We start from the raw sequence: 6,203 nt of genomic DNA on the forward strand, positions 1-6,203 counted from the left end.
ACCGGCGGCCTCCGCTCAGCGGGGCGTCAGTCCTCGCCGCCCTCCAGGTCACCCTCGGTCTCCAGGAACGCGGCCTGCAGCTGCTCGATCAGCTGCGGGTCCGGCTGCTCCCACAGCCCGCGGCTCGCCGCCTCCAGCAGCCGCTCGCTGATCCCGTGCAGCGCCCACGGGTTGGCGCCCGCGAGGAACTCCCGGTTGACCGGGTCGAGGACGTACTCCTGGGTCAGCTTCTCGTACATCCAGTCCGCGACCACGCCCGTGGTGGCGTCGTAGCCGAACAGGTAGTCCACCGTCGCGGCCATCTCGAAGGCGCCCTTGTAGCCGTGGCGGCGCATCGCCTCGATCCAGCGCGGGTTGACCACCCGGGCGCGGAAGACGCGGGCGGCCTCCTCGGTCAGGGTGCGGGTGCGGACCGTCTCCGGGCGGGTCGAGTCGCCGATGTAGGCGGTCGGCGCCTTGCCGGTGAGGGCGCGCACGGTGGCCACCATGCCGCCGTGGTACTGGAAGTAGTCGTCCGAGTCGGCGATGTCGTGCTCGCGGGTGTCGGTGTTCTTCGCGGCGACGGTGATCCGCTTGTACGCGGTCTCCATCTCCTCGCGCGCCGGGCGCCCGTCCAGCCCGCGGCCGTACGCGTAGCCGCCCCAGACCGTGTACACCTCGGCCAGGTCGGCGTCGGTGCGCCAGTCCCGGCTGTCGATCAGCTGCAGCAGGCCCGCCCCGTACGTGCCCGGGCGGGAGCCGAAGACCCGGACGGTGGCCTTGCGCTCGTCGCCGTGGACGGCGAGGTCGGCCTGGACGTGGGCGCGCACGTAGTTCGACTCGGGGGACTCCTCCTGGGCGGCGGCCAGGCGCACCGCGTCGTCCAGCAGGGCGACGACGTGCGGGAAGGCGTCCCGGAAGAAGCCGGAGATGCGCAGCGTGACGTCGATGCGCGGACGGCCCAGCTCCTCCAGCGGGATCGGCTCCAGGCCGGTGACCCGGCGCGAGGCGTCGTCCCAGACCGGGCGCACGCCGAGCAGGGCGAAGGCCTCGGCGATGTCGTCGCCGGCCGTGCGCATCGCGCTGGTGCCCCAGAGCGAGAGCCCGACCGAGGGCGGGTAGGCGCCGTCGTTGTCGGCGGTGTACCGCTCGACCAGCGAGGTGGCGAGGGCCTGGCCGGTCTCCCAGGCGAGCTTGCTGGGGACGGCCTTCGGGTCGACGGAGTAGAAGTTGCGGCCGGTCGGCAGCACGTTGACCAGGCCGCGCAGCGGCGAGCCGGACGGGCCGGCCGGGACGAAGCCGCCCTGGAGCGCGTGCAGCACGGCGTCCAGCTCGTCGGTGGTGGCGGACAGCCGCGGCACCACCTGGGTGGCGGCGAAGTCCAGCACCTGGCGGACGGCCTCCTGGACGGTCTCCGGCAGCTCGGCGGTGACCTTCTCGACCGCCTCGGGCGCCCAGTCCTCCGCCTCCATGGCCTCGACCAGGGCGCGCGCCTTGGCCTCGGCCGCGTCGGTGGCACCGAGGGTGAGCGCCGCCTCGTCCAGGCCGAGCGCCTCGCGCAGACCGGGCAGGGCGCTGACGCCGCCCCAGATCTGCCGGGCGCGCAGGATGGCGAGCACGATGTTGACCCGGTCGGTGCCGGCCGGAGCCTGGCCGAGGACGTGCAGACCGTCGCGGATCTGGGCGTCCTTGACCTCGCAGAGCCAGCCGTCGACGTGCAGCAGGAAGTCGTCGAAGCCGTCGTCCTCCGGGCGCTCGTCCAGGCCGAGGTCGTGGTCGAGCTTGGCGGCCTGGATCAGGGTCCAGATCTGGGCTCGGATCGCCGGCAGCTTGGCCGGGTCCATCGCGGCGATGTTGGAGTGCTCGTCCAGCAGCTGCTCCAGGCGCGCGATGTCGCCGTAGGAGTCGGCGCGGGCCATCGGCGGGACGAGGTGGTCGACGAGCGTGGCGTGGGCGCGGCGCTTGGCCTGGGTGCCCTCGCCCGGGTCGTTGACCAGGAAGGGGTAGACCAGCGGCAGGTCGCCGAGGACGGCGTCCGGGCCGCACTCGGCGGACAGCGCGGCGGTCTTGCCGGGCAGCCACTCCAGGTTGCCGTGCTTGCCGAGGTGGATCACCGCGTGGGCGCCGAAGCCGCCGTCCTCCTGGGCGGCCTCGATCCAGCGGTAGGCGGCCAGGTAGTGGTGGCTCGGCGGCAGGTCGGGGTCGTGGTAGATGGCGACCGGGTTCTCGCCGAAGCCGCGCGGCGGCTGGATCAGCACGAGCAGGTTCCCGGAGCGGATCGCGGCCAGCACGATGTCGCCGTCCGGGTTCTGCGAGCGGTCGACGTACAGCTCGCCGGGGGCCGGGCCCCAGTGCTCCTCGACCTGCTCGCGCAGGCCCTGCGGGAGGGTGGCGTACCAGCGGCGGTAGTCGGCCGCGGGGATGCGCACCGGGTTGCGGGCCAGCTGGTCCTCGGTGAGCCAGTCCTGGTCGTAGCCGCCGGCCGCGATCAGGGCGTGGATCAGCGCGTCGCCCTCGTGGCCGCCCTCGCCGTCGTCGAACGAGGGGAGGTCGTTCCCGAGGTCCATGCCCTCCGCGCGCAGCCGCTCCAGCAGCCGCACCGCACTGGCCGGGGTGTCCAGGCCGACGGCGTTGCCGACCCGGGCGTGCTTGGTCGGGTACGCGGACAGCACCAGGGCGAGGCGGCGCTCGGCGGCCGGAACGTGCCGAAGCCGGGCGTGCTTGACGGCGGTGCCGGCGACCCGGGCGGCGCGCTCCGGGTCGGCGGCGTAGACGGTGAGGCCGTCCTCGTCCAGCTCCTTGAAGGAGAACGGGACGCTGATCAGGCGGCCGTCGAACTCCGGCACGGCGATCTGGGTGGCGGTGTCCAGCGGGGACAGGCCGTCGTCGCTGGCCTCCCACTGGGCGCGCGACCAGGTGAGGCAGAGCGCCTGGAGGATCGGGCGGTCGAGGGCGGCCAGCGCGCCCGCGTCCCAGGCCTCCTCGTCCCCGCCGGCCTGGGCGTCGGCCGGGCGGGTGCCGCCGGCGGCGAGCACGGTGGTGACGATCGCGTCGGCCTCGCCGAGCGCGGCCAGCAGCTCGGGCTCGGCGCCGCGCAGCGAGGCGCAGTAGTAGGCCTTGGCCCGGGCGCCCTGGTCCTCGACGGCCCGGCAGAGCGTCTCCACGAAGGCGGTGTTGCCGCTCATGTGGTGGGCGCGGTAGTAGAGCACCGCGACGGTCGGGCCCTCGGTCGTACGGGCTTCGCGCTCCAGCGGGCCCCAGGCCGGGGCGGAGGCGGGCGGGGCGAAGCCGTGGCCGGTCAGCAGCACGGTGTCGGAGAGGAAGGCGCCCAGCTCGGCGAGGTTGGCCGCGCCGCCGTGGGCCAGGTAGGCGTGCGCCTCGGCGGCGATGCCGGCCGGGACGGTGGACAGCTCCATCAGCTGGGCGTCGGGGGCCTGCTCACCCGTCAGGACGATGACCGGGCGGGGGCCGGCCAGCAGCGTGTCCAGGCCCTCCTGCCAGGCGCGGCGCCCGCCGAGCAGGCGGACCACGACGAGCTCGGTGCCCTCCAGCAGCGCGGGCAGGTCCTCGGGGGTGAGTCGGGCCGGGTTGCCGAGCCGGTAGCGCACCGGGCCCTCGGAAGCGCGGGCGCTGAGCAGGTCGGTGTCGGACGTCGACAGCAGCAGGATCATATGAAGGCCCTCCCGGCCTCGTCGGTGGCCAGGGCGGCCGGGATCTGGGCCGGGTCGGCCGCAGAGGTGGCCGGAGCGGCCGCGCGGTCGACCGGGGTGGTCGTGGCGGCGGCCGGAACGGCCGTGATGGCGGCCGGGGACGCGGGCGCGGGCATGCGACAGCGCTGGAACATGTCTGCCTTCCTCGGGGTCCGCGCCCCGGGCCGGTGGAGGACGGCAGGAGTTCCTGGCTCCCGCGGCCGACCGGTCTACCGGTGAACCGCGGTCACAGTGGCGGGACCGCACCGGGTTCGCACCGGTTTCCTCCCCTGCGCCGTCGCTGGCGTGTGGGCGGCCCGCTGGGACCGCCCGTCAGCATCGTACGGGGTACGGCTGACCTGGGGGAGAGTGAGCTTTCGGACGTTCGGGCATGCGAGGCGACGACGAGGCGGGGGTGAAGCGGGGCCGAGGCGGGGCCGAAGCGGGGCCGAAGCGGGGCCGAAGCGGGAGGCGAGGCCGGTGGTGAAGCCGATGAGGTGGTCGGCGTGCGGCCGGGGTGCGGCCCGGGTGTGATGCAGCGGACGGAGGCAAGCGATCGGATCATCTGTATGCTCGCCGCCATGCCACCGACACCCGACGCCACCGCGCCGGGCGCCGCAGGACCCGACCGGGAGGTGCCCGACCGGGGGCGTGCGGACGCCTGCCCCGGAGCGCTTCGTCTGCATACGGCCGACGACGGCGCCCTCGCCCGGATCCGCCTGCCCGGCGGGCTGCTGACGGACCGTCAGGCCCTCGCGCTGGCCGAGGCGGCCGAGGCCCTCGGCGACGGTGAGCTGGAGACCACCTCGCGCGGCAACGTCCAGCTGCGCGGCCTGGCCCCGCACTGCGCGGCCGAGCTCGCCGACCGCCTGCGCGCCGTCGGACTGCTGCCCTCGGACACCCACGAGCGGGTCCGCAACATCGTCGCCTCGCCGGCGGCCGGACTGGACGCCGCGGGCGGCCCCGGCAGAGCCGATGTACAGGCCTGGGTGCGGGAGTTGGACGCACGACTGTGCGCGAGCGACTGGGCGGCCGGGCTCTCCGGCAAGTTCCTGTTCGCGCTGGACGACGGGCGGGGCGACGTCGCCGCGCTCGACGCCGATGTGACATTGATCGCAGGCCCGGACGGCACCCGGCTGCTGCGCCTCGGGCGCGCCGACCGCGGACACCCGGTCGAGGCCGGGCAGGAGGTGACGGCCGTGCTGGACGCGGCCCGCTCCTTCCTGGCGGTGCTGCGGACCAACGGGCGCAAGGCCTGGCACCTGCGCGAGGTCCCCGACCTGCTGCCGGCCGGCCCGGTGCCGCTGCCCGCCTTCGCCGGTGCCGCGCCCGCCGTCGGCGCGCTGCCCGGCGGGCTCTCGGTGGGACTGCGCTTCGGCCGGGCGGGCGCCGGACAGTGGCGGGCGCTGGTCGCCGCCTCGGCCGGCGAACTGCGACTGACCCCCTGGCGCGGAGCGGTGCTGCCCGGGGCTCCGGCCGACCGGCTGCCGGCGCTCGCCGCGGCCGGCTTCCGCACCGAGCCCGGCTCGGCCTGGGAGCGGGCCACCGCCTGCACCGGGCTGCCGGGCTGCGCCAAGTCGCTGGCCGACGTCCGCTCGGACGCGGCCCGGGCATTGGACTCCGGCGCCGCTGCGGCAGTCGGTGCCGCGTTGGACTCCGGTGCCGCGTTGGCCGCCGGCGCCGCTGCGGGAACGGGTCTCGCGGTGGGGGCCGGTGCCGGGCCCGCAGGTGTGCTGCCCGTCCACTGGTCGGGCTGTGAACGGCGCTGCGGCCACCCGGCCGGGCGCTGGGTGGACGTGCTCGCCACAGGGCGCGGCTACCGGGTGACGGTGAACGCCGCGGGAGCCGGTGCGACGGCTGCCGATGCGGTGGACGTCAAGGACGCGACGGGCGTCGACGTGACGAACGAGGAGATGGCCGAGGCGGTCGCCGAGGCCAGGAGGACCACGAAGTGATCGAGTACGAGAAGGACGGCGCGTCCATCTACCGCCAGTCCTTTGCCACCATCCGCGCGGAGGCCGATCTGGCCGCCCTTCCGGCGGACGTCTCCCAGGTCGCGGTGCGGATGATCCACGCCTGCGGGATGGTCGACCTGGTCGAGGACCTGGTGTACTCGCCCGGTGTGGTCGCCTCCGCGCGCGCCGCGCTGCACGCCGGTGCGCCCATCCTCTGCGACGTCAACATGGTCGCGAGCGGCGTCACCCGCAAGCGGCTGCCCGCCGACAACGAGGTGATCTGCACCCTCACCGACCCGTCGGTGCCCGAACTCGCCCGGAAGATGGGCAACACCCGCAGCGCCGCGGCCATGGAGCTGTGGCTGCCCCGGCTGGAGGGCGCGGTGGTCGCCGTCGGCAACGCGCCGACCTCGCTGTTCCGGCTGCTGGAGATGATCGAGGCGGGCGCACCGCGACCGGCCGCGGTGATCGGCGTTCCGGTCGGCTTCATCGGCGCCGCCGAGTCCAAGCAGGCCCTGGCGGAGCACCCGTCCGGCCTGGAGCACCTGGTGGTGCGCGGCCGGCGCGGGGGGCACGCGAG

The 6,203-nt window shown here is 75.2% G+C and carries 4 protein-coding genes and 1 riboswitch; of the genes, 2 read left to right on the top strand and 2 right to left on the bottom strand.

What is annotated here, in order from left to right; translation table 11 throughout:
- Positions 1–26: 26 nt before the first annotated feature.
- Both cobN and ACFVGO_RS30815 read right to left on the bottom strand, forming a co-directional pair.
- Positions 27–3,650: a cobaltochelatase subunit CobN gene (gene cobN / locus ACFVGO_RS30810; RefSeq protein WP_380348761.1), complete on the bottom strand. Its 3,624-nt coding sequence runs from the start codon at positions 3,648–3,650 to the stop codon at positions 27–29.
- Positions 3,647–3,823, bottom strand: coding sequence for a hypothetical protein (locus tag ACFVGO_RS30815; RefSeq protein ID WP_380539474.1), 177 nt, complete (start codon positions 3,821–3,823; stop codon positions 3,647–3,649). Before ACFVGO_RS30815 ends, cobN begins: the two co-directional genes overlap by 4 nt.
- Before the next feature lie 47 nt (positions 3,824–3,870).
- A riboswitch (cobalamin riboswitch) is annotated at positions 3,871–3,956 on the bottom strand.
- Positions 3,957–4,237: 281 nt separating this feature from the next.
- On the opposite strand from ACFVGO_RS30815, the gene ACFVGO_RS30820 reads away from it, so the two are divergent.
- Positions 4,238–5,623 carry a hypothetical protein gene (locus ACFVGO_RS30820; protein ID WP_380635287.1) on the top strand — a complete coding sequence of 462 codons (1,386 nt, stop codon included), beginning with the start codon at positions 4,238–4,240 and terminating at the stop codon, positions 5,621–5,623.
- A partial coding sequence (locus ACFVGO_RS30825) for a precorrin-8X methylmutase (RefSeq protein WP_380635289.1) occupies positions 5,620–6,203 on the top strand: 584 nt, incomplete at its 3' end. The genes ACFVGO_RS30820 and ACFVGO_RS30825, both read left to right, overlap by 4 nt.

It is taken from the genome of Kitasatospora sp. NPDC057738 (assembly GCF_042798815.1).
Taxonomy (GTDB): Bacteria; Actinomycetota; Actinomycetes; order Streptomycetales; family Streptomycetaceae; genus Kitasatospora; species Kitasatospora lactacystinica.